The 22481-nt window shown below is 74.3% G+C and carries 23 protein-coding genes; 17 read left to right on the forward strand and 6 right to left on the reverse strand.

The genetic code is table 11. From position 1 onward, the window contains the following. Positions 1-15: 15 nt before the first annotated feature. From lspA to ACFOX0_RS19450, 4 genes are all read left to right on the forward strand, one after another. A complete protein-coding gene (gene lspA / locus ACFOX0_RS19435) occupies positions 16-693 on the forward strand; it encodes a signal peptidase II (protein ID WP_377547862.1) in 678 nt (225 codons plus the stop codon). Then, positions 690-1649 (forward strand): RluA family pseudouridine synthase, encoded by a 960-nt coding sequence (locus ACFOX0_RS19440; RefSeq protein ID WP_377547865.1) that lies wholly within the window; start codon positions 690-692, stop codon positions 1647-1649. The genes lspA and ACFOX0_RS19440 overlap by 4 nt, the downstream gene beginning before the upstream one ends. 46 nt (positions 1650-1695) lie before the next feature. Beyond that, a complete protein-coding gene (locus ACFOX0_RS19445; protein WP_377547867.1) occupies positions 1696-2832 on the forward strand; it encodes a hypothetical protein in 1137 nt (378 codons plus the stop codon). 132 nt (positions 2833-2964) lie between these two features. After that, a complete protein-coding gene (locus ACFOX0_RS19450) occupies positions 2965-4716 on the forward strand; it encodes an ATPase (RefSeq protein ID WP_377547870.1) in 1752 nt (583 codons plus the stop codon). Here the strand turns inward: ACFOX0_RS19450 and ACFOX0_RS19455 are convergent. Further along, positions 4694-6463, reverse strand: coding sequence for a hypothetical protein (locus tag ACFOX0_RS19455; RefSeq protein WP_377547872.1), 1770 nt, complete (start codon positions 6461-6463; stop codon positions 4694-4696). The two genes, ACFOX0_RS19450 and ACFOX0_RS19455, sit on opposite strands and share 23 nt — an antisense overlap. A gap of 171 nt (positions 6464-6634) precedes the next feature. Here ACFOX0_RS19455 and ACFOX0_RS19460 point away from each other — a divergent pair, with 171 nt between their 5' ends. Then, entirely contained in the window at positions 6635-7465 is an 831-nt protein-coding gene (locus ACFOX0_RS19460) for a DUF2567 domain-containing protein (RefSeq protein WP_377547874.1), read from the forward strand. Between the two features lie 16 nt (positions 7466-7481). Here ACFOX0_RS19460 and ACFOX0_RS19465 read toward each other — a convergent pair whose 3' ends face one another. Then, positions 7482-8240, reverse strand: coding sequence for an LON peptidase substrate-binding domain-containing protein (locus ACFOX0_RS19465; protein ID WP_377547877.1), 759 nt, complete (start codon positions 8238-8240; stop codon positions 7482-7484). A gap of 101 nt (positions 8241-8341) precedes the next feature. On the opposite strand from ACFOX0_RS19465, the gene hisD reads away from it, so the two are divergent. The 11 genes from hisD to hisF all read left to right on the forward strand — a co-directional run bounded on the left by hisD (position 8342) and on the right by hisF (position 16587). Next, positions 8342-9703 carry a histidinol dehydrogenase gene (gene hisD / locus ACFOX0_RS19470; protein ID WP_377547880.1) on the forward strand — a complete coding sequence of 454 codons (1362 nt, stop codon included), beginning with the start codon at positions 8342-8344 and terminating at the stop codon, positions 9701-9703. Between the two features lie 110 nt (positions 9704-9813). Continuing rightward, complete coding sequence (locus tag ACFOX0_RS19475; protein ID WP_377548049.1) at positions 9814-10884, forward strand: histidinol-phosphate transaminase; 1071 nt, start codon at positions 9814-9816, stop codon at positions 10882-10884. A gap of 101 nt (positions 10885-10985) precedes the next feature. Then, positions 10986-11600, forward strand: a complete 615-nt coding sequence (hisB, locus tag ACFOX0_RS19480; protein WP_449288862.1) for an imidazoleglycerol-phosphate dehydratase HisB — start codon at positions 10986-10988, stop codon at positions 11598-11600. Next, positions 11600-11770, forward strand: a complete 171-nt coding sequence (locus ACFOX0_RS19485) for a hypothetical protein (protein ID WP_377547882.1) — start codon at positions 11600-11602, stop codon at positions 11768-11770. Before hisB ends, ACFOX0_RS19485 begins: the two co-directional genes overlap by 1 nt. After that, positions 11770-12426: an imidazole glycerol phosphate synthase subunit HisH gene (hisH, locus tag ACFOX0_RS19490; protein WP_377547885.1), complete on the forward strand. Its 657-nt coding sequence runs from the start codon at positions 11770-11772 to the stop codon at positions 12424-12426. The genes ACFOX0_RS19485 and hisH overlap by 1 nt, the downstream gene beginning before the upstream one ends. 106 nt (positions 12427-12532) lie before the next feature. Continuing rightward, complete coding sequence (locus ACFOX0_RS19495; RefSeq protein ID WP_377548053.1) at positions 12533-12856, forward strand: hypothetical protein; 324 nt, start codon at positions 12533-12535, stop codon at positions 12854-12856. Positions 12857-12959: 103 nt separating this feature from the next. Continuing rightward, on the forward strand, positions 12960-13685 hold the full coding sequence (gene priA / locus ACFOX0_RS19500; protein WP_377547887.1) for a bifunctional 1-(5-phosphoribosyl)-5-((5-phosphoribosylamino)methylideneamino)imidazole-4-carboxamide isomerase/phosphoribosylanthranilate isomerase PriA: 726 nt from the start codon (positions 12960-12962) through the stop codon (positions 13683-13685). A gap of 67 nt (positions 13686-13752) precedes the next feature. Continuing rightward, positions 13753-14223 carry a MarR family winged helix-turn-helix transcriptional regulator gene (locus tag ACFOX0_RS19505; RefSeq protein WP_377547889.1) on the forward strand — a complete coding sequence of 157 codons (471 nt, stop codon included), beginning with the start codon at positions 13753-13755 and terminating at the stop codon, positions 14221-14223. A gap of 5 nt (positions 14224-14228) precedes the next feature. Beyond that, a complete protein-coding gene (locus tag ACFOX0_RS19510; protein ID WP_377548055.1) occupies positions 14229-14654 on the forward strand; it encodes an organic hydroperoxide resistance protein in 426 nt (141 codons plus the stop codon). Positions 14655-14735: 81 nt separating this feature from the next. Then, positions 14736-15737, forward strand: a complete 1002-nt coding sequence (locus ACFOX0_RS19515; RefSeq protein WP_377547892.1) for an NADP-dependent oxidoreductase — start codon at positions 14736-14738, stop codon at positions 15735-15737. 82 nt (positions 15738-15819) lie between these two features. Continuing rightward, entirely contained in the window at positions 15820-16587 is a 768-nt protein-coding gene (hisF, locus tag ACFOX0_RS19520) for an imidazole glycerol phosphate synthase subunit HisF (RefSeq protein WP_377547894.1), read from the forward strand. 44 nt (positions 16588-16631) lie between these two features. On the opposite strand, the gene ACFOX0_RS19525 is transcribed toward hisF, so the two are convergent. Together ACFOX0_RS19525 and yczE are read right to left on the reverse strand one after the other, a co-directional pair. Then, a complete protein-coding gene (locus ACFOX0_RS19525) occupies positions 16632-17093 on the reverse strand; it encodes a hypothetical protein (protein ID WP_377547896.1) in 462 nt (153 codons plus the stop codon). A gap of 127 nt (positions 17094-17220) precedes the next feature. Continuing rightward, complete coding sequence (gene yczE, locus ACFOX0_RS19530; RefSeq protein ID WP_377547898.1) at positions 17221-17874, reverse strand: membrane protein YczE; 654 nt, start codon at positions 17872-17874, stop codon at positions 17221-17223. Between the two features lie 59 nt (positions 17875-17933). Here yczE and yczR point away from each other — a divergent pair, with 59 nt between their 5' ends. Further along, positions 17934-19388 carry a MocR-like transcription factor YczR gene (gene yczR, locus ACFOX0_RS19535; RefSeq protein ID WP_377547900.1) on the forward strand — a complete coding sequence of 485 codons (1455 nt, stop codon included), beginning with the start codon at positions 17934-17936 and terminating at the stop codon, positions 19386-19388. A 46-nt stretch (positions 19389-19434) separates the two neighbouring features. Here the strand turns inward: yczR and ACFOX0_RS19540 are convergent, their stop codons facing one another. Both ACFOX0_RS19540 and ACFOX0_RS19545 read right to left on the reverse strand, forming a co-directional pair. After that, positions 19435-20304, reverse strand: a complete 870-nt coding sequence (locus tag ACFOX0_RS19540; RefSeq protein ID WP_377547903.1) for an ATP-binding protein — start codon at positions 20302-20304, stop codon at positions 19435-19437. Between the two features lie 265 nt (positions 20305-20569). Further along, the gene (locus tag ACFOX0_RS19545) at positions 20570-22396 is read right to left on the reverse strand and encodes an AMP-dependent synthetase/ligase (RefSeq protein ID WP_377547906.1); all 1827 of its coding nucleotides are present in this window, start codon (positions 22394-22396) and stop codon (positions 20570-20572) included. Positions 22397-22481 lie beyond the last annotated feature (85 nt).

Below are 22481 nucleotides of genomic sequence, written 5' to 3' on the forward strand. Positions count from 1 at the left end.
GTCGATGGGGAGCCGATGACCGGAGCACCACCCGCCAGTTCCGACACCGCGCAGCCGGGCACCGGTGCCAACCGGCGCAAAGCGGTCATCATCCTCGCCATGACGGCAGTGCTGGTGCTGCTCGCCGACCTCGGCACCAAGCAACTCAGTCTCAGCAACCTCACCGAGGGCGAGCCGGTGCGGTTGCTCGGCGGCGCGGTCTACCTCAGCCTGACCCGCAACAGCGGGGCGGCCTGGAGCATCGGTTCCGACTACACCTGGGTCTTCCCGCTGATCACCGTGGTGGTGGTCGGCTGGATCGTCTGGATGGCCGGCAAGCTCCGGTCGGTGCCCTGGGCGCTGTCGCTCGGCCTGGTGCTGGGCGGCGCGCTCGGCAATCTCACCGACCGGCTCTTCCGCGCGCCGGGGGTGCTCCTCGGGCACGTGGTCGACATGGTCAGCGTGTTCGGCCCGTACGGCGAACGGTTTCCGGTGTTCAACCTCGCCGACAGCTCGCTGGTCTGCGGGGTGACGCTGGCGATCCTGCTGGAGCTGACCGGCCGGCAGCGCGACGGCACCCGGCTCGACCATCGCTCGGCCGCACCGACGGAGGCCGCCGGCTCGGGCCGGGACGGCGGCTCCGGCCGGGACGCCGGGCCGGCCGGGTTCGCCGAGGCCACCGACGCGCGCCCCGACCGGCGGGACCGGGCATGACCGCCACGTACGGTGCCGGGCCCGCCCGCCCGGCCGGTGACCAGCGCTCGTTGCCGGTGCCCGACGGGCTGGACGGGATGCGGCTCGACCAGGCGGTTTCCCGCCTGTTCGGGCTCTCCCGCACGGTCGCGGCCGCCCTCGTCGAGGCCGGCGACGCCCTGGTCGACGGGGTGCCGAGACCGAAATCCGACAAGGTGCACGCGGGGGCCTGGCTGGAGGTGACCCTGCCCGCCCCGGCCACCGCCGTGGCCGTGGTCCCGCAGGCGGTGCCCGGGCTGCGGGTGGTCTTCGCCGACGACGACATCGTGGTGGTCGACAAGCCGGTCGGGGTGGCCGCGCACCCGAGCCCGGGCTGGACCGGCCCGACCGTGGTGGGTGGCCTGGCCGCGATCGGACACACCATCGCCACCAGCGGCGCCGCCGAGCGGCAGGGGGTCGTGCACCGCCTCGACGTGGGCACCACCGGCGTCATGGTGGTGGCCAAGAGCGAGCAGGCCTACAGCGTCCTCAAGCGCGCCTTCAAGGAGCGCACCGTGGAGAAGCGGTACCACGCCGTCGTCCAGGGGCACCTCGACCCGCTGCGCGGCACCATCGACGCGCCGATCGACCGGCACCCCAACCACGACTGGCGGTGGGCCGTCGTCTCGGACGGCAAGCCCAGCGTCACGCACTACGACACGATCGAGGCGTTCCCCTCGGCCAGCCTGGTCGACGTACGGCTGGAGACCGGGCGCACCCATCAGATCCGGGTGCACTTCTCCACCCTGCGGCACCCGTGCGTGGGCGATCTCACCTACGGCGCCGATCCCACCCTCGCGGCCCGGCTCGGGCTGTCCCGGCAGTGGCTACATGCCCGATCACTCGGTTTCGTACACCCCCGTACGGCGGAAGAGGTCCGGTTCGTCAGCGACTACCCTGACGACTTGGAGCACGCGCTCACCGCCCTGCGCGACTGAGCGACCGGCTACCACCACCGTCCGCCCGATAGGGGGAGTTCATCCCGTGCGCGCCGGCGAGTTGCTGCGACAGCTGGATCGACGACTACTGCCCCCGTTGGCCCGGGGCATGATCCGCCTCGGGCAGGGGCGGATCCGGCTGCAGGTGCTGACCGGCACCGCGCTGCTGTCCTCGGTCGCGGTGCTGGTGACCGCGGTGTGGGCGGCGGACCGGCGGCCGGTCGGCGACCCGTCGGTCGGCGACGTGACCCGGGTCGGGGTGTCCGACGGTCAGTCCATCCCCGGCTACGTCGCGTCCAGTCGGGAGCGGTTGCGGGCGCTGCTCGCCGCCCCGCCGACCGGACCGGAGACCGAGACGTACGCGCTGGTCACGATGGCCGCGTACCTGGCGCCGGAGCGGTTGACCCCGGCGCTGGGCGGGGTGGCGGTGTCCGAGGTGTTCAGTCGGGTCCGGCTGCCCGACGTACAGACCCAGATCGTGCGCATTCCGGCGCTGACCGTGCCGGACGACGTCCTCGCCGGGATGGCCGAGTTGGCCGACCGGAAGGACCGGGAGGCGCGGGACTACCAGCGGCGCAGCGCGGCGGTCACCGGTGACGGCGAGCACGAACGCCGGATGCGCGCCTACTACACCAGCGGGGCGCGGGTGGCGGAGCAGGAGGCGACCGCGTACCGGTCGCGCTGTTCCTGCGTGTACGCGGCGGTGGTGCGGGCGGACCCGGCCGTGCTGAGCCGGATGGCGGCCCGCCCCGAGGTCCGGGTGGTCGACCCGGCGCCCGAGGTGAGCCGGCTGGACCGGGCGGTGTTCACCCCGCCGCTGCCGGAGCAGCAGGACGTCGTCCGGCCGCCGGCCGACACCGGCCTGCCGTCCGCGTCCGACGGCGGAGCGGCCCCGCTGGTCCCGCCGGGTACCGGACCGTACCCGGGCACCTGGCCGTATCCGGGCACCGGGTCGTACCCGGTACCCGGGACCGGCGAACCGTCCGGCAGCGGATCCGTACCGGTTTCGCCCGGTGACCCGACGCCCGGTGACCCGACGCCCCGCGGGTCGAGTCCCGGCACCAGCAGCCCGGAACCGACCGACAGTGCCGGGGCGACCACGCCGGCCGGTGACTCCTCACCCCGGTTCGGCACCGATTCTCCGCCGCCGCCGTCCTCCGGACCGCCATCGACGGGGTCGTGACCTGCGGGTTTCTCCGCTCATCGACGACGGTGAAATCGGCTGGCGACCGTGGCGTGCCCAGTCGGGTGTGGCCCGAATAGGGTTTCCTTCGTAGCCTGTGAGGCATAACCGAAGTCGCTGGGAGGACGAGCCGTGGACGGCACCGAGACCGGCTGGAGCCGGCCTGCGGAACCAGCACCGCGCTGGCGCGCGTTGCTGGACCGGGCACGGCTCGGCGGCCGCAACGGTGAGCAGGCCGATCCGGGCGGCCGCCGGGCCGACGACGGCGTGCCGCCGGACGCCGGCGAGCCCGCCGGCCGACGGTCGGGTGGCAACGGGACGGGTCGGGGGGCCTTCGGGGCGCCCGACGACGAGGACTACCTGGCAGACCTGCGCCGGCCGTACGGGCCGGACCCGTTCGGCGGCGGCCGCCAGGTTCCGGAGCAGCGGCGCGGCGGTGACCGGCCCGCGCCACCGCCGGCCGGGCGGGGCGGGTATCCCGCCGAGTACCGCTTCGCGCCGGACGGCGGCCAGCCGGACCCGGCCGAATCCCGCTACGCGGCCCTGGAGAGCGACTACCCGCGATCCGGGGAGTCCCGGTACGCGGCCCTCGATCCCGGCTACGTCCCGCCGGAGTCCGGCTACCCCGGCCCCACGAACCCCGCGGGGGAGTCCCGCTACCGAGGGCTGGGACCGCAGGGGTACGCCGCCCCGCCGCCCGCTCCGCCCGTCCCGCCACCGGTGGTGCCACCGTCGGTCCCGCTCGCCCCGCCGGTGCCGCCACCGCCGGTGGTGGCGCGACCGCTCGCCCCGCCGTCCGCACCGATCGCCCGGCCCGGCGCCGATCCGATCGCCCGGCCCGGCATCGACCCGGTCGGTCGGCCCGGCGCCGATCCGATCGCCCGGCCCGGCATCGACCCGGTCGGTCGGCCCGGCATCGACCCGGTCGGTCGGCCCGGCCCGGATCCGGTCGGTCGGCCCGGCGCCGACCCCTCGGTCGCCGGCAGGGCCACCGTCGGGCGGGTCACCAGCGCCCGGCCCACCCCCGAGGCCGGCTTCTCCCGGCCCGGGTCCTGGCGGCGCGGGCGGGCCGAGAGCGAGACCGAACGGGCCATCGGTGTCCTGCGCCGGGAGATCGGCGGGCCACGGGTGGTCGCCTTCGCCAACCCCAAGGGCGGGGTGCACAAGACCACCGCCACGGTGCTCGCCGCGGCCACCATCGGCAGCGTGCGGGGCCAGGGCGTGGTCGCCTGGGACGACAACGAGTTGCGCGGCACGTTGGGCCTGCGGGCCGGCAGCGCCCGGCACGCCCGGACCATCCGGCACCTGATCGCCGACCTGGTGATGATCGAGGCGAGCCAGGGCGCGGAGCTGACCGCGCGGTTGGACGACTTTCTCCGGCACGCCGCCGACGGCTCGTACGACGTGCTCGCCGGCGAGGAGACGCCGAGCTTCGCCAACCGGCTCGACCAGCACACCGTCCGGCGGGTGCTCGATCTGCTGCGCCGCACCCACCAGGTGATCTGCGTCGACACCGGCAACAACGTGGAGAGCGCCAACTGGCAGACCGTGCTGCGGGCGGCCGACCAGCTGGTGGTCACCACCGTGCCGCGCGAGGACGCCGCCTTCACCGCCGACTGGATGCTCGACGTGCTGCACGAGACCGGGCTGAGCGACCTCGCCGACAACGCGGTGACCCTGTTGTCCTGCCCGACGCCGGGTCGCTCGCCGCTGCTCGGTGACCTGGAACGGCACTTCGCGACGCGGACCCGGGCGGTGGCCGTGGTGCCCTACGACCCGGCGCTGGAGACTGGCTCGTCGATCGAGTACGGGCAGTTGCAGCCGGCCACCAAGGACGCCTGGTACCGGGCCGCGTCGATGATCATCGAGCCGTTCGCGCGCTGACCGTCGGCTTCGGGCTCGGCGTCAGCGTCGGCGTCGGCGTGGGAGCGGCCGGTGACCCGGTCGCGGCGGGTCGCATCGGAACGGCGGGGCGACCCGCCGAATGATCCGGCACCGCGGGCGGGTTCGGCGAGCCGCAGCCGTGCAGCCGGCCGTACTTCGAACAACCACCGCCGATCAGCCGTTTGGTCTGCGCGATCCAGGCGAAGTACCCGGTGTGGTCCCGTCGGCTGACCGGCATGTAACGGTCCGCGGTGGCCGACCCGGCCGACGCCAGCACCAGCAGCAACGGCACCAGCAGCAGGGCCATTGGAACCGGCCGCCGCGTCGCGGGCGCCGCCGCCAGCCGCTCCCGGACGGCGGTGACCGCGTAGCGCAGGGCGAACCCGGTGAGCAGCAGCAGGCAGTAGAGCAGCACCATGGTGGTCCGCGGGTAGAGCCGTACGGTCTGGGTGGCCCACTGTTCGCTGGCCAGCCACATCCGCAGGAACCAGGCGCTCGCCGCGCACAGGCCCAGGGTGACCACGGCGGTCCGGCGCCAGCCCAGCCAGAGCGCGACGCCGAGTCCGATCACGAGCCCGATGGTGAACAGGCCGACCCCGCCGAGTTCGCCCAGCGGCGGCCAGACCGTCCCGACGTCCGCCGGCCGGTCGTTGCGCCACATCGCGATGTAGGCCGGCTCGGTGCTGGTGTCGAAGTAGAAGTAGGCGTCCGAGGTGCCACCGGTCGACGCGAGCAGCCCGCGCAGGTGCACCCAGCTCACCACGAGGAACGCGGCCAGCGCGGCGACCGCGGTGGCCACCGTCGGACGGGTACCGGTCCGCCACGGCGCGAGCAGCGCGAACGCCAGCAGCGCGCCGGGCGCGCACCAGACGAACCAGCCGGAGTAGAGCAGGAAGAGCAGACCCAGGCCGGCGCCGAAGGCGGCGCCGAGGGCGACCGCCCGGCCGGTGCGCCGGCCGGCACCGCGCCGTACGAGGTGCAGGAACCAGACCAGGACCGGCACCAGCATCACCAGGGTGATCTGCGGGTACGGCTTGACCGGTTCGATGAATGGCAGCATGGCGACCACCCCGACGCCCAGCGCCCACACCGGCCGCATGGTGCCCCGCCAGGCCAGGTACGCGGCCGGCCCGAACAGGGCGGTGCCGACCACCTGGATCTCCTTGAGCGCGTATGCCAGCGGTTCGCCGCCCAGTCGGGACCAGCCCCAGATCAGGTAGAGGATGACCGGCGGGTAGTGGGCCGGCACGCTCTCGCCCCGGCGCATCATTTCGATCCAGGAGCGGATCCAGTCGTAGTCCCCACCGCCGGCCCACAGGCTCCACGGGGTGTCCCGCAGTGCGACGTCGATCCCGCCGGCCACCAGCCCGGTGGTCAGGCCGGCCACCGCGGCGCAGCCCAGCGCCACGGCGTGTGCCCGGCCGGCCGGACCGGCGTACCGGTGCGCCAGCAGCAACGCGACCACCAGCACGGCGGCCAGCGCGGCGAACCGGAACTGCAGGGCGGCCAGGCCGGCGACCTGACCCCGGCGGTCCAACGGGTCGACGTCGATGTTCCGGGCCCACAGCGTGAACAGCAGCGCGCAGCCGACGCTGACCGCCACCTCGGCGGCGTACCGGCCGACCCGGCCGGCCGGCCGCCGGGCCGTGGTCGCCGGTCCGTCCGAGGCCGGCGGCCGACCCGGGACCGGCGGGGTGGGCCGTCGGCCCGCCGGGCGGCGCCGGGACAGGAACCGGGTCGCGGTCATGCTCTGCGCCTCCACCGTGGGTCGCCAGCAGTCCCGCTCAACGTAACGGCACGGTGACTCCCCGTGCGGTAGGCGGGGGTCGTCGGCGAGCCGGCCCGGTCACCGCCGGGGTTCCGGGCGGTCGGTGGATCCGCCCCACACGATCCCCGGCGGACCTGACAGGATCATCGGGTGAGCACGGTAGACCCCGAACCCGACGCGACGCGCGTCCCCGCCGAGCACCCCCACCCGGGCCCGTCGGCCACGGAACGGCCGGTGTCGCCGGTCGGGGAACACCCGGTGGCGCCGGCCGGGCCGGGGCGACCGCGCCGGCCGGGTCGTACGCTCGCCGTCGGTGCCGCCGCGACCGCCGCGCTGATCGCCCTGGGCGCGCTGCTCGGCCTGGTCTGGTCGCTGGCCGCCCCCGGGGTGGAGGTGGTCAAGACCGAGCGCGGCATCTTCCCGACCAGCCCGGAGCCCGAGGGTTTCGTCGCCTCGGACGGCTGGTTCACCCTGCTCGGCCTCGGTTTCGGCATCCTCGCGGCGATCGCGCTGTGGCTGCTGTTGCGCCGCCACCGTGGGCCGGTGGGCATGCTGGCGTCGGCCCTCGGTGGGCTCGGCGCCGCCGTGGTGGCCTGGCAACTGGGCCGCCGGATCGGGCTCGGCGAGTACGAGCACCTGAAGGCGACCGCCGCCGTCGGGCAGGTCTTCGTCAAGCCACCCGACCTGCGGGCCGGTGGTTTCGTCTGGCTGTACGACGTGCTGCCGGTGATCCGGGGCGACCTGCTGATGCCGGCCTTCGGCGCGGTGGTGACGTACACCCTGTTGGCCGGCTGGTCGCGGTGGGCGTCGTTGCGTCCGGAGCCGGAGCCGGAGCCGGAGCCGGAGCCGACCGATCCCGACTGGCTCCCGCCCGTTCCGCCCGCCTCGATCACCCCGCCGGCTCCGGCGGCCCCCGCACCGAACCCGGCGGGCGGTCCGCCGCACCCGCCGACGAGCCCGTCGTCCCCGCCGGCCGGCTGAGGCGCCTCGGGCGCGGTCAGTTGGGGCTGGCCGGATGGGCCAGCTCGCTCAGCGGCATCGGCACCGCCCGGACCTGCCGCAGCAACGCGATCTCCCGGTTCAGCAGCCGCAGTTCGGCTGCCAGCCGACCGGCGGTGTCCGGCACGGCCAGCAGCCGTTGCCGGTCGGCCAGGGTGAGCGCGGCGGTCGCGGCGACCAGGTGGGACAGCACGGTCGGGTCGTCCGGCAACTGCTCGCTGTTCTCCTGGGGCTCCTGACGGATCGGGCTCTCCCGGGGCTCCTGGCGGACCAGGCCATCCTGGGGCTCCTGACGGATCAGGCCCAGGTACTGCCGGAACACCGCCAGGACGCGCGGGGCGAGCCGGTCGGCGAGCTCCTCCTGGCCGGTTGGCTCGGGCAGCCAGCGCACCGCGGCGGTCAGGTACGGCGTCGACTCCTCGTCCACCTCGGTGAGCTGGAACCGGCGACGGCCCACGGTGACGATGTCGAACCGGCCGTCCGGCAGCTCGGTCACCTTCCGCAGTTCGGCGGTGCAGCCGACGTCGTGCAGGGCGACCGGCGACCGGTCGGCGACCGTCGCGGCGGCCCCGGCCGCGGGCTGCGGCTCGGCGCCGGACCGGATCGCCACCACCCCGAACTCGCGGGGCGTGCCCGTCGGCAGGCCGACCAGGTGCCGGACCAGTTCCCGGTATCGCTCCTCGAAGATGTGCAGCGGCAGCACCAGGCCGGGGAAGAGCACCGTCCCGAGGGGAAAGATCGGTAGCCGCGGATCCACTGGTCGAGCCTATCTTCCCGGCGCCAGGGTGGCCCGACTCACCGTCCCGACCGCTGGACGACCCGCCTCCGGTCCACCCGCCGCCGCCTAGACTTGCCACCGTGTTGAACCGGATCGACCTGCGCGGCGGCGCGCGTGACCCGCGTGGCCTGCTGCCCCGTGCCCAACTCGACGTCTCGGTGGCGGTGGAACGGATCCGCCCGCTCGTCGAGGCGGTACGCGAGCATGGCTTCCCGGCGATCCGCGAGGCCACCGAGCGGTTCGACGGCGTCCGGGTCGACCGGCTGCGGGTGCCGGCCGAGGCGATCGCCGACGCGCTGCGCACCCTCGACCCGGACGTCCGGGCCGCGCTGACCGAGTCGATCACACGGGCCCGGCGGGTGCACGCCGACCAGCGGCGGGTCGACCACACCACCCAGGTGGTGCCGGGCGGCACGGTCACCGAGCGCTGGCTCCCGGTGGACCGGGTCGGCCTGTACGTGCCGGGCGGCCTGGCCATGTACCCGTCCACCGTGGTGATGAACGTGGTCCCCGCCCAGGTGGCCGGGGTCCGGTCGTTGGTGGTGGCGAGCCCGCCGCAGCGGGACAACGACGGGTTGCCCGACCGGCGGGTGCTGGCCGCCTGCGGCCTGCTCGGTGTCGACGAGGTCTACGCCGTCGGCGGCGCCCAGGCGATCGCGATGCTGGCGTACGGCTCGACCACCAGCGCCGACGCCGACCGACCCGTCGACGCCGCCGGCCCGGACGGTGTCGGCGCCGACCGGTGCGCGCCGGTGGACATGATCACCGGGCCGGGCAACATCTGGGTCACCGCGGCCAAGCGGCTGCTGCGGGGCGTGGTCGGCATCGACGCCGAGGCCGGCCCCACCGAGATCGCCATCCTGGCCGACGACACCGCCGACCCGGCGCACGTCGCCGCCGACCTGATCAGCCAGGCCGAGCACGACCCGCTGGCGGCCAGCGTGCTGGTCACGCCGTCGACGGAGCTGCTCGACGCGGTCGAGCGGGAGCTCTCCCGCCAGGTCGCCGCCACCAAGCACACCGAACGGGTACGCACCGCCCTGACCGGCGAGCAGAGCGGCGCGGTCCTGGTCGACGACCTGGCCGCCGGGTTGCTGGTGGTCGACGCGTACGCCGCCGAGCACCTGGAGATCCAGACCCGGGACGCCCGCGACTGGGCACTGCGGGTACGCAACGCGGGCGCGATCTTCGTCGGGCCGTACGCGCCGGTGTCACTGGGCGACTACTGCGCCGGGTCCAACCACGTCCTGCCCACCGGGGGCTGCGCGCGGCACTCGTCCGGGTTGTCGGTCCAGTCGTTCCTGCGCGGCATCCACCTGGTCGAGTACGACGAGGCGGCGCTGCGCGAGGTCGCCCCGCACGTGGTCACCCTCGCCACGGTCGAGGACCTGCCGGCGCACGGCCAGGCGGTCCGGGCCCGGTTCCCGGTGGGCTCGGCATGACCGAACGCACCGAGCGCAGCGAGGGCCGTGCGGGCATGCCCGGTCGGTTCGGCATGACCGAACGCACCGAGCGCAGCGAGGGCCGTGAGGGCATGCCCGGTCTGCTCGGCATGACCGGGCTGGACGACCTGCCGCTCCGTGACGACCTGCGCGGGCGCAGCCCGTACGGCGCGCCGCAGCTCGACGTGCCGGTGCGGCTGAACACCAACGAGAACTCGTACCCGGTGCCCGAGTCGGTGGTGGCCGCCATCGCCAAGGCGGTCGGTGCCGAGTTGCGCGACCTCAACCGGTACCCGGACCGGGACGCCCTGGCGCTCCGCGCCGACCTCGCCGAGTACCTCGGCCACGAGCTGACCACCGCGCACGTCTGGGCGGCGAACGGCTCCAACGAGGTGCAGCAGCAACTGCTCCAGGCGTTCGGTGGGCCGGGCCGCACCGCGCTGGGCTTCACCCCGGCGTACTCCATGCACCCGCTGCTGGCGCTCGGCACCGGCACCGGCTGGGTGCCGGCCACGCGTGGCGCGGACTTCGGCCTGACCGCCGCGGACGCGGTCGCCCAGGTCCGCGAGCACCGGCCGGACGTGGTCTTCCTCTGCTCGCCGAACAACCCGACCGGCACCGCCCTGGACCCGGACGTGGTGGCGGCGGTGCTGGCCGCCGCGCCCGGCATGGTGGTGGTCGACGAGGCGTACGCCGAGTTCGCCCGGCCCGGGACGGCCAGCGCCCTGACGCTGCTGCCCCGCCACCCGCGGCTGGTGGTGACCCGGACGATGAGCAAGGCGTTCGGCTTCGCCGGTGGCCGGCTGGGCTACCTCGCGGCGGACCCGGCGGTGGTGGACGCGGTGCAGCTGGTCCGGCTGCCCTACCACCTGTCGTCCCTCACCCAGGCCGCCGCCCGGGCCGCCCTGGCCCACCGGGACGCCCTGCTCGGCACCGTCGAGGCGATCAAGGAACAACGCGACCGGATCGTCCGGGAACTGCGTCGCTCCGGCCGTCGGGTGGCCGACAGCGACGCCAATTTCGTACTGTTCGAGGTGGCCGGCGATCAACAGGCGACCTGGCGGACCCTGCTGGAGCGCGGCGTGCTGGTCCGCGACGTCGGCCTGCCCGGCTGGCTGCGGGTCACCGCGGGCACGGCGGCCGAGACGGACGCATTCCTGGCAGCGATGGAGTCGATGTGAGCGCGAGAAACGACGGTTCGCGGGCGATCCGCGTGACGCCCGGCCGACCGGCCGCCCCGGGCCGGCCACAGCGGGCCGCGGACCGGTTGACCGCCCCGGACGTGGGCCACCGCACGGCCCGGGTCGAGCGGACCACCACCGAGACCAAGGTGCTGGTCGAGCTGGACCTCGACGGCAGCGGCAACGCCGACATCAGCACCGGGGTCGGCTTCTTCGACCACATGCTGAACCAGATCGCCCGGCACGGCGGGTTCGACCTGACCGTCGAGACCGTCGGCGACCTGGAGATCGACGCGCACCACACCATCGAGGACACCGCGATCGCGCTGGGCGCCGCGTTCACCGAGGCGCTCGGCGACAAGGCCGGCATCCGGCGGTACGGCTCGGCCACCATCCCGATGGACGAGGTGCTGGTCCGGGCCGCCGTGGACGTCTCCGGCCGGCCGTACGTGGTGCACGACGAACCGGCGCTGGCGCCGTACGTCGGGCCGGTGTATCCCACCAGCATGACCCGGCACATCTGGGAGTCGTTCGGCCAGGCGGCCCGGCTCACCCTGCACGTGGAGGTGCTGCGGGCGGCCCGGCCGGGCGGTCACCCGGACGCGCACCACGTGGTGGAGGCGCAGTTCAAGGCGGTCTCCCGGGCGTTGCGCGAGGCGGTGGCGATCGACCCCCGCGCGGTCGGCGTGATCCCCAGCACGAAGGGAGCCCTGTGATGTCCGCGGTGCTGCCGGTGGCGCTGTTCGCGCTGGCCGGGGTGCTCGCCGGTGGGGTGTGGTCGACGCTGCGGCAGGGCGCCCCGAAGGTGCTGACCGGGCTGCTGGCCGTCCTCACCCTGCTGGCCGCCGCCGGTGGGGTGCTCTGGCTGATGCCGCAGGACGGCTGATGACCACCGATTCCGCCCGGGCGACCGCCGGTGTCCGGCCCCGGGTCGTGGTGCTCGACTACGGGTCCGGCAACCTGCGCTCCGCCGAACGGGCGCTCGCGCGGGCCGGCGCCGAGGTCACCGTCACCGCCGACCTGACCGCCGCCGCCGCGGCCGACGGCCTGGTGGTGCCCGGCGTCGGCGCGTACGCCGCCTGCATGGCCGGCATCGACGCGCTGCGGGCCGGGCCGGTGATCGCCGACCGGGTCGCCGCGGGTCGCCCGGTGCTGGGCATCTGCGTCGGGATGCAGGTCCTCTTCGAGTACGGCGAGGAGCACGGCGTGGTCAGCAAGGGCCTCGGCCTGCTCCCCGGCGGGGTGACCCGGCTCGCCGCCCGGCGGCTGCCGCACATGGGCTGGAACACGGTCGACGTGCCGCCCGCCTCCCGGCTGCTCGCCGGCCTGCCCGCCGACGGCCGGTTCTACTTCGTGCACTCGTACGCCGCCACCGAGCCGGCCGGGCTCGTCGCCGCGGGCGCGCTGGTGACCACCGCCACCCACGAGACGTCGTTCGTGGCGGCCGTCGAGCGGGGGCCGCTGTCGGCCGCCCAGTTCCACCCGGAGAAGTCGGCGGACACCGGCGCCCTGCTGCTGCGCAACTGGCTGGCCCACCTGTGAGCGGCCGCTCGACACCGATGCCGAGTTGTCAGTCTTGGACAGGTTCTGTTCGAGCCGAACAGAACCTGTCCAAGACTGACTGGCGATGGCGGTCGGGGACGCTGCGGTGAGCAAGGAGCGGGCGCGGTTGCGGGCGGCCCGGCAGGCCGAGGCCGAGCGGCAGCGGGCGGCCCGGGCGCGCAAGTCGGCCCGTCGGGCGCGGCGCCGGGCGGTGCTGAGCCGGCTCGTCCCGCAGTTGCCGGACCGGCGTACCGGTCGGATCGGCCGGCGCAGCCGGGGCGAGCGCGCCGGAATCCTCGCCGGGGCGTTGGTGGCGCTGGCGGCGATCTGGTTGCTGGTCGACGAGCTGGCGCTGCGGATCGTGCTGGTCGTGCTGCTGGTCCTGGCCCTCCCGGCGGTCGTCGTGCTCGTCCTGGGCCGCCGCACCTGACCGGCCCCCGACCGCCCGCTGACCGGCAGCCGCCCGACCAACCGACAGCAGACCCCGCCCGACCACCCGCTCCGGCGGGACCATCCGAGACAGGAGACCCGAGTTGAGCCTCACCCTGCTTCCCGCCGTGGACGTCGCCGACGGCCGGGCGGTACGCCTGGTCCAGGGCGCCGCCGGCAGCGAGACCAGTTACGGCGACCCGCTGGAGGCGGCGCTCGCCTGGCAGCGGGACGGCGCGACCTGGATCCACCTGGTCGACCTGGACGCCGCCTTCGGCCGCGGCTCGAACGCCCACCTGCTCGCCGACGTGGTGCGCCGGCTCGACGTGGCGGTGGAACTGTCCGGCGGCATCCGGGACGACGAGTCGCTGTCCGCGGCGCTGGGCACCGGCGCGGCCCGGGTGAACATCGGCACCGCGGCGCTGGAGGATCCTGCCTGGTGCGACCGGATCGTCGGCGAGTACGGCGACCGGGTCGCCATCGGGCTGGACGTACGCGGCCGGACCCTGTCGGCGCGGGGCTGGACCCGGGACGGCGGTGACCTGTTCGAGGTGCTGGCCCGGCTGGACAAGGCCGGCGCCCAGCGGTACGTGGTCACCGACATCACCAAGGACGGCACCATGCGCGGGCCGAACCTGGACCTGCTGCGCGAGGTCTGTGCCCGTACCGACGCGCCGGTGATCGCCTCCGGCGGCGTGTCGACGCTGGACGACCTGCGGGCGCTGGCCGCTCTGGAGCCGATCGGTGTGGAGGGGGTCATCGCCGGCAAGGCCCTCTACGCCGGCGCGTTCACCGTGGCCCAGGCGCTGGAGGTGCTGGCCGAGCGCTGACCGGGCCCGGTCCGTGGTCCGGGGCACTTAAGTTGTGCGCAATTGAATTGCGAGCTACGGTTCGGGCATGGACGACGACCTCGCGCTGCGCCGACAGGCGTGTTTCGCGCTCTACGCGGCCTCCCGCGCGGTCACCGACGTCTACCGGCCGATCCTCGACGAGCTGGGCCTGACCTACCCGCAGTATCTGGTCCTCCTCGTGCTCTGGGAGCGGCCCGACAGCACGGTCACCGTCAAGTCGCTCGGCGCGGAGCTGGAGCTGGACTCCGGCACCCTGTCGCCGCTGCTCAAGCGCCTGGAGGCGGCGGGTCTGGTGACCCGGCAGCGGTCCGCCCGCGACGAACGCAGCGTCGAGGTCGGGCTCACCGCGGCGGGTCGGGCGCTGCGCGACCGGGTCGAGTCCGTGCCCCGGCGGGTCGCCGCGGCGACCGGGCTCACCCTCGACGAACTGGTCGCCCTGCGCGACACCCTCACCCGGATCACCGGGGCGATCCACCAGCAGCGCGATCCGGGCCACCAGCTACGAAAGGGGAAGTGACCACCATGCAGGTGCTCTACACCGCGTCCGCGTCGGCCACCGGCGACGGCCGGGACGGCCACGTCCGTACCTCCGACGGGACGTTCGACCTGGACGTCGCGGTGCCCAAGGAAATGGGCGGCGCCGGTGGCGCGACCAACCCCGAGCAGCTCTTCGCCGCCGGGTACGCGGCCTGTTTCCACTCGGCGCTGCGCCTGGTCGCCCGCCGGGCCAAGGCCGACGTGACCGGTTCGACGGTGACCGCCGAGGTGGGCATCGGTCTGAACGGGGACGGCGGCTTCGGCCTCACGGTGGCGCTCGTGGTGGGGCTGCCCGGCGTCGAGCGGTCGGTGGCCGAGGAGCTGACGGCCCAGGCGCACCAGGTCTGCCCGTACTCGAACGCGACCCGCGGCAACATCGACGTCGCGCTCCGGGTGGACCGGACGGCCTGAACCGACCGACCCGACCGGCACATCCGGCGCGACCGGACGACTCGGGCCGGCGCCGGCCCGGAACAACGATTGGACGACACGATGACGACGACAGCACGCGAGATCCACCTGGCCAGCCGGCCCGACGGCTGGCCCACGCCGGACAACTTCCGCCTGGTCGAGGTGCCGGTGCCGACCCCGGGACCGGGTCAGATCCTGGTCCGCAACACGGTGATGTCGGTCGACCCGTACATGCGGGGCCGGATGAACGACGTCAAGTCGTACGTGGCGCCGTTCCGGCTCGACGCGCCGCTGGACGGCGGCGCGGTGGGTGAGGTGGTGGCCAGCGAGGCGGACGGCGTCAAGCCGGGCGACCTGGTGCTGCACGGCCTGGGCTGGCGAGACTACGCGGTGCTGGACGCCACGGCGGCCCGGGTCGTCGACCCGGCGCAGGCGCCGGCGACGGCCTACCTCGGCGCGCTCGGCCTGACCGGCCAGACCGCCTACGCGGGACTGGTCGACGTGGCCGGGATGAAGCCGGGTGAGACGGTCTTCGTCTCCGCGGCGGCCGGCGCGGTCGGCAGCCTGGCCGGTCAGATCGCCAAGCTCAAGGGTGCCGGCCGGGTGATCGGCAGCGCCGGCTCGGCGGCCAAGGTGGACCGGTTGCGGGCGCTGGGCTTCGACGCCGCGTTCAACTACAAGGACCGCCCGGTCGGCGAGGCGCTGAAGGAGGCCGCCCCGGACGGCATCGACGTCTACTTCGACAACGTCGGCGGTGACCACCTGGAGGCGGCGATCTCGTCCATGCGACCGCACGGCCGGGCCGCGATCTGCGGCATGATCGCCCAGTACAACAGCACCGAACCGCCGGCCGCGCCGCGCAACCTGGCGCTGCTCATCGGCAAGCGGCTCACCCTGCGCGGCTTCCTGGTCGGCGACCACGCCGGCATCCGGGACCAGTTCGTCGCCGACATGTCCGGCTGGCTGCGTTCGGGCGAGATCCAGTCCGACGAGACCGTCGTCGACGGCCTGGAGAACGCCCCCGGGGCGTTCCTCGGCCTGCTGCGCGGCGAGAACCTCGGCAAGATGCTGGTCCGGATCTGACCACCCGTCACCCCGCGTCGGCGGGTCGGCCCCACCCGGGTACGACCCGCCGGCGCGTCCGACCGCCCGATAGGCTCACCGCATGACGGTGGCGGTACGGGTGATCCCCTGTCTCGACGTGGACGCCGGTCGGGTGGTCAAGGGGGTCAACTTCCTCGACCTGCGGGACGCCGGTGACCCGGTGGAGCTGGCCGCGGCGTACGACGAGGCGGGCGCCGACGAGCTGACCTTCCTCGACGTGACGGCGTCCTCGGACAACCGGGGCACCATGCTGGACGTGGTGCGCCGTACCGCCGAGTCGGTGTTCATCCCGCTCACCGTGGGCGGCGGGATCCGGCAGGTGGCCGACGTCGACACGCTGCTGCGCGCCGGCGCCGACAAGGTCGGGGTGAACACCGCGGCGATCGCCCGGCCGGAGCTCATCGCCGAGATCGCCGACCGGTTCGGCCGGCAGGTGCTGGTGCTCTCGCTGGACGTCCGCCGGGCCGCGCCGGGCACCACGGCGAGCGGGTTCGAGGTGACCACCCACGGCGGTCGGCGGGGGACCGGCCTCGACGCCGTCGACTGGGCCCGCCGCGCCGCCGAGCTGGGCGCCGGCGAACTGCTGCTCAACTCGATGGACGCCGACGGCACCAAGAGCGGATTCGACCTGAAGCTGATCACGGCGGTCCGGGCCGTGGCGGACGTACCGGTGGTGGCCAGCGGCGGGGCCGGCGCGGCCCGCGACTTCCCGCCGGCCGTGGCGGCCGGGGCCGACGCGGTGCTCGCGGCGAGCGTGTTCCACTTCGGCGAGCTGACCGTCGGCGAGGTCAAGGACGCCCTGCGCGGCGCCGGGCATCCGGTCCGCTGAGCCCTCGGCGTCCCGGGTCAGGCCGGGGAGCCCCCGGCGTCCGGTCAGGCCGGGTCCTGGTCGCCGGTGGGCCGGCGGCGGGCCTGGATGGTGCCCCGGGCGACGTTTTCCCGTACGGCGGTGGCGTGCTCCTCCTCGCCCAGCGTCCACTCCGCGCAGCCGGGCGTGTGCCGCCGGGTGAGGACGCCGTGCACCGTGTCGACCGCGGTGCCGAACCCGCCGTGCGGCCGGGTGCGCCACAGGTGCGCGCCGGCCGGGGTGACCTGGAACCACCCGTCGGTGACGCTGATCAGCCCGGCTCCGGCGAGCCGGCGCACCGCCGCCTCGATCTCCTCCCGACCGGGAATGCCCTCGTTCAAGTGGTTGGCGGTGGACAGCACGTCAGCGAGCCGGACGCCTTCCGGTCGTCGGGTCGAGGCCGCCCGCCGGTGCCGGCCGGCGCCGGCGGCGATGATCAGTGATACGAAGATCCAAGCGTCCGCCCATCGCCATCCGTCATCCCCCATGCGGGAAATGATGCCGTGTCCGTCGCGTCGAGGGGAACCACCGGAGCCCGGTAGTTACCGGGCCGTTGCCGCCCGACGCCCCGCCGGGGTCGGTCGGTCGCGGTCCGCATCTGTCCACTGGGGACGGTTACCGTGGGCGGCCGGCGGGTGCCGGTTCCGTTCGCGGGGCGGGTCGTGGCGCCACGGTGAACAGCGGGACGAACAGCTGGGCCAGCGGGCCGATGCTCACCGCGTAGAGCACGGTGCCCAGGCCGACCCGGCCGCCGAGCAGCCAGCCCACGGCGAGCACGGTGACCTCGATCACCGTCCGGACCAGCCGGATCGACCGGTTCGGGCGCAGCGCCACGAAGCCGGTCATCAGCCCGTCCCGGGGGCCGGGCCCGAGTCGGGCGCCGAGGTAGAGGCCGGTGGCCACCCCGTTGAGCACGATCCCGGCGACCAGGAAGCCGATCTGGGTGGCCAGCGGCCGGGCGGTCGGCAGCAGGGCCAGCGACGCGTCCACCGCCAGCCCGATGACCACGACGTTGCTCACCGTGCCGATCCCGGGGCGTTGCCGCAGCGGGATCCACAGCAGCAGCACCAGCGCGCCCACCGCGATGGTCACGGTGCCGAAGGACAGCCCGGTCAGGTTCGCCAGACCCTGGTGGAAGACGTCCCAGGGGTCCAGCCCGAGCCGGGACTCGATCATGAGGGCCATGCTGACGCCGTAGAGCATCAGGCCGAGGTAGAGCTGGAGCAGGCGCCTCGGAAGGCGGTCACGGAGGTTGCCAATCACTGTCACGCATGCCAGCCTGAAGGCCAATCCTTCTTCCGGGAAGAGCCAATTCGGGGGTGATGGCCATGAGTGGCCTGGTACGCGGTCCGCAACTGGCTCGGCTGCTCGGGCAGTGGCACGCCCTGCCCGGCCGTCGGCGCAGCCCCGACTACCTCGCCCTCGCCGGCGCGGTACGGGGCCTGCTCGCCGACGGGCGGTTGCCCCTGGGCGTCCGGCTGCCGGCCGAGCGGGACCTGGCCGAGTCGCTCAAGGTGAGCCGGACCACCATCGCCGCCGCCTACCGGGAGCTGCGTGACTCCGGTCACCTGAACAGCCGGCGCGGCGCCGGCAGCTGGACCAGGCTGCCCGGCGGACACCGGGTCGCCAGTTCCGGGCTGTGGACCCCGATCGACGACCTCGACATGATCGACCTGGGCTGCGCCGCGCTGGCCGCGCCGGCCGAGCTGGCACCCGCGGCCCAGGCCGCCGCCGCCGACCTGACCCGGTACCTGGGCGGCGCCGGCTACCACCCCACCGGCATCATCGAGCTGCGGGACGCCATCGCCGCCGGCTACACCGCGCGCGGTCTGCCGACCAGCGCCGAACAGATCATGGTCACCAGCGGTACGCAGCAGGCACTCGACCTGGTGCTCCGGCTGGCTCTGCCGCCGGGCGGCCACGCGCTTGTCGAGTCGCCCACGTACCCGAACGCGCTGGCGGCGCTCGCCGCCCGACGGGCCCGGATCACCACCCACGGCCTGGCCACCGACGGGCCGGGCTGGGATACCGACCTGCTGCTCGGCAGCCTGCGCCAGACCCGGCCCCGGGTGGCCTACCTGATCCCGGAGTTCCAGAACCCGACCGGCCACCTGATGCCGGTCGCTCTGCGGGAGCGGGTGGTGGCCGCGGCGCACGCCGCCGACACCGACCTGGTCGTCGACGAGTCCTTCGTTGACCTGCCGCTGGACGGCACCCCGGTGCCGCCGCCGGTGGGCGCCTTCGACCGGCACTCCCGGGTCGTCTCGATCGGCGGGATGAGCAAGCCCTACTGGGGCGGGCTGCGGATCGGCTGGGTGCGTGCCTCCGCGCCGCAGGTGCAGCGGCTGGCCGCCGTCCGGGTCGGGGTCGACATGTCCAGCCCGGTGCTCGACCAACTCGTCGCCGTACGGCTGCTCGCCGACGCGGACCGGATCGTGACCGCCCGCCGACGGCAGTTGGCCGGGCAACGGGACGCCCTGCTCGCGGCGCTGGCCGAGGCGTTGCCGGAGTGGCGGGTCACCGTGCCCCGGGGCGGGTTGACGCTCTGGGCCGAACTGGACGGGCCGGTCTCCAGCGCACTGGCCCGGGCCGCCGAGGAGGTCGGCGTACGGCTGGCGCCGGGACCCCGGTTCGGCCTGGACGGCACCCTCGAACGGTTCCTGCGGCTGCCCTTCGCGCTGCCCGCCGCGGACCTGGTCGACGCGGTACGGCGGATCGCCTCGGTCCGCTACGACCTGGACGCCCGACGCCCGCACTGGCGGGAGCCCGCGGTGATCGCCTGACCGTCGTCCCGGTCGGCGGACGCCGAAAAACCGTCCCCGGGCCGGGTCACGCCGGGCGGGGCCGGTAGACAGGTCCGGGACGGCGGGCCGGGGCCGGTCGGCGGGCCACCCGGACCCGACGCAGCCAGGCCGACGGCCGCAGCTGACGGATGACCTTCAGGTCGGGCAGGCGCCCGCGGCGCTCGCCGGGGATGGTCACCGTCGCCCAGACCAGCTTGCCGCCGTGACCGTCGATCACGCCGTAGCCGCTCGCCGAGCGGGCCACCAGGGCCAGCCCGCGGCCGCGGACGGAGAGCGCGCCACGGTCCAGCCGGGCGGCCGACAGCCGCCGCGCCAGATCCGGGGCGGCGGGGGACCGGTCGGCCACCGCGATCCGCAGCTTCCGCCGATGGTGCGAGATGGTGACGTCGAGATCGGTCCGGGCGTGTTCCACGGCGTTCGCGACGAGTTCGGAGATGACCAACTGGCCGTCGTCCAGGGCGTCCTCGATGCCCCACGTCCGGCAGCTCTCGCGCAGCAGCCGGCGGGCCGCGGCCGCCGCCTCCGGGGTGGGGGCCAGCCGGGTGTGCACCCGGCGCACGTTGTCCGGCACGTGGTGCGGCTTCAGGTCGCGCAGCGCGTCCGCCAGCCGGGGGTAGTGCCGGAGCCGGGTCACCGGGACCCGTCGCAGCAGGGTTTCCAGGACCGACGTCGGCGCGACGACCAGCACCCCGGTGTCCGGCCGGCGGGCGCCGCGGTACACCACCAGCGCCGGCAGCAGGGCCGGCAGCACACCCGACGGTGGGGTCCGGGCACAGTCGACGATCACGTACGGCGGGTGCTGGGCCGCGCACCGGGCGAACGCCCGGCGCAGCAGGTGCGCCTGGGTGACGGTCCACCGCCCGGTCATGCCGATGACCAGTGCCCCTGTCTCCACGTGGGCAATCACCCTGGCCACCATCACCCTTCGCCCCCTCGCCGCTCGCCCCGGACCTACGGCTGGTTTCTCCCGCTGTGGTCAGCCATTACCCAAGCCGTAACGGGTTGAAGCACCCCGGCGCTTATCCGATTGCGGCGGCGTCCGCCCTGGCCAGGTCGTAGCGGAGCGGTCACCGTCCGGTCGGGCGCCGTCGTGCCCGATCTGCGGCGGGACCGGCCGGCGCGGGTGTGTCCCCACCCGCCCGGCCGGCCCGTCGCAACCCTCAGATCTCGGCCAGCGTGCCGGAGTACATGCCCTCGATCTCGGTGGCGAAGTTGGTCTCGACACTCCGGCGTTTGATCTTCAGGGACGGGGTCATCTCGCCGTCCTCGATGGTCAGGTCCCGCGGCAGGATGGTCACCTTCTTGATCGTCTCCCAGCGGTTGAGCTGCCCGTTGAGCTTCGCGACGTACCCCTCGACCATCTCCCGCGCCTGCGGCGAGGTGACGATCTCGGCGTACGACCGGTCGGCCAGCTCGCCGCCCGCCGCCCACGCCCTGATCGCGTCCGGGTCCAGGGTGACCAGCATGGTGCAGTAGTTGCGGGACTGGCCGATCACCACCGCCTGCGACGTGTACGGGCACAGCGCCTTGAACAGCCCCTCGACGTGTGACGGCGCGATGAACTTGCCGCCGGAGGTCTTGACCAGGTCCTTCTTCCGGTCGGTGATCCGCAGGTAGCCGTCGGCGTCGAGTTCGCCGATGTCCCCGGTCCGCAGGAAGCCGTCCTCGGTGAACGCGGCGGCGGTCTCCTCGGGCAGGTTGTGGTAGCCCCGCATCACCGGCCGGCCGCGGACCAGGATCTCGCCGTCGGAATCGATCCGGCACTCCAGGTCGCCGAGCCGCTCCCCGACGGTGCCGATCCGGACGGCGCCCGGTCGGTTGACGAAGTTGCCGGCGCTGGTCTCGGTCAACCCGTAGCCCTCGCAGATCGGCAGGTTGGCGGCGGCGAAGAAGCCGCTGATCTCCTTGCTCAACGCCGCGGCGCCGGACACCATCACCCGCATCCGGCCGCCGAGCCGGGCCTGCAGCTTGCTGAACACCAGCTTCTCGGCCACCCGGTACCGCATCCGCAGGCCGGCGGGCACCGGCCGACCGGCCTGTTCCAGGGCCACCTTCTCCCGGCCGGTGCGGACCGCCCAGGCGAAGATCTTCGCCTTGGCCCCGCCCTCGGCCTGCGCGGTGGTCACCGCGCGGTTGTAGACCTTCTCGAAGATCCGCGGCGCGCCGCACATCACCGTCGGCCGGATCACGCCGAGCAGGTCGACCAGCCTGTCGATCCGGCCGTCGACGTAGGTCGGCAGGCCGGAGTGGATCACGCCGCAGATCAGCGTCTTGCCGAACGAGTGGGACAGCGGTAGCCAGAGGTACTGCAGGTCGTCGGGGCGCAGCAGGTCGCCCTCGGTCTGCGCGACACCCTCCCAGCACCAGCCGGCGTGCAGCAGCTCCACGCCCTTCGGCCGGCCGGTGGTGCCGGAGGTGTAGATCAGGGTGGCCAGGTGTTCCGGCTCGATCTCCGCGACGATCCGCTCGATCAGGTCCGGCTCGCCGGCCAGCTTCCGGGCGCCGCGGTCCTCCAACTCGGCGAGGGTGAGCTGCGGCGGGCTGGCCGCCGGGTCGGCCGTACCGTCGAGGAGCACCACGTGGGTCAGGGCCGGCAGATCCGCCCCGGCGATCTTCGCCGCCTGCTCGGCGTTCTCGGCGATCAGCACCTTGGACCCGGAGTCGGCGACGATGAAGACCGCGTCCCGCGGCTCGGTGGTGGGGTAGACGGTGGTGGTGGCCCCGCCGGCGCACATCACCCCCAGGTCCGCGATGATCCACTCGACCCGGGTGTTGGCCAGGATGGCCACCGGGTCCTCGTGCCCGACGCCGAGTTCATGCAGTCCCGCGGCGACCGCCTTGGCCCGCTCGGCGAACCCTGCCCAGGTCAGCCAGACCGGGCCGGAGTCGTCCGGGGCGGGGTGGGCGAAGGCGTCGCGGTCGGGAGTGGCCGCCACGCGTTTGAGGAACATGTCCGGGATAGAGCGGTAGGGAATATCGAGAGCCATCGCTGGAGCCGCCTCCGGGGGTGAAGACGTGACAGACGTCACGTAGATCTGCGGTTACCGAAGAGTAGTGCCTGTCGACCGGGAA

Origin of the sequence: Micromonospora zhanjiangensis, from assembly GCF_042650605.1 — a bacterium.
Lineage (GTDB): Bacteria > Actinomycetota > Actinomycetes > Mycobacteriales > Micromonosporaceae > Micromonospora_J > Micromonospora_J zhanjiangensis.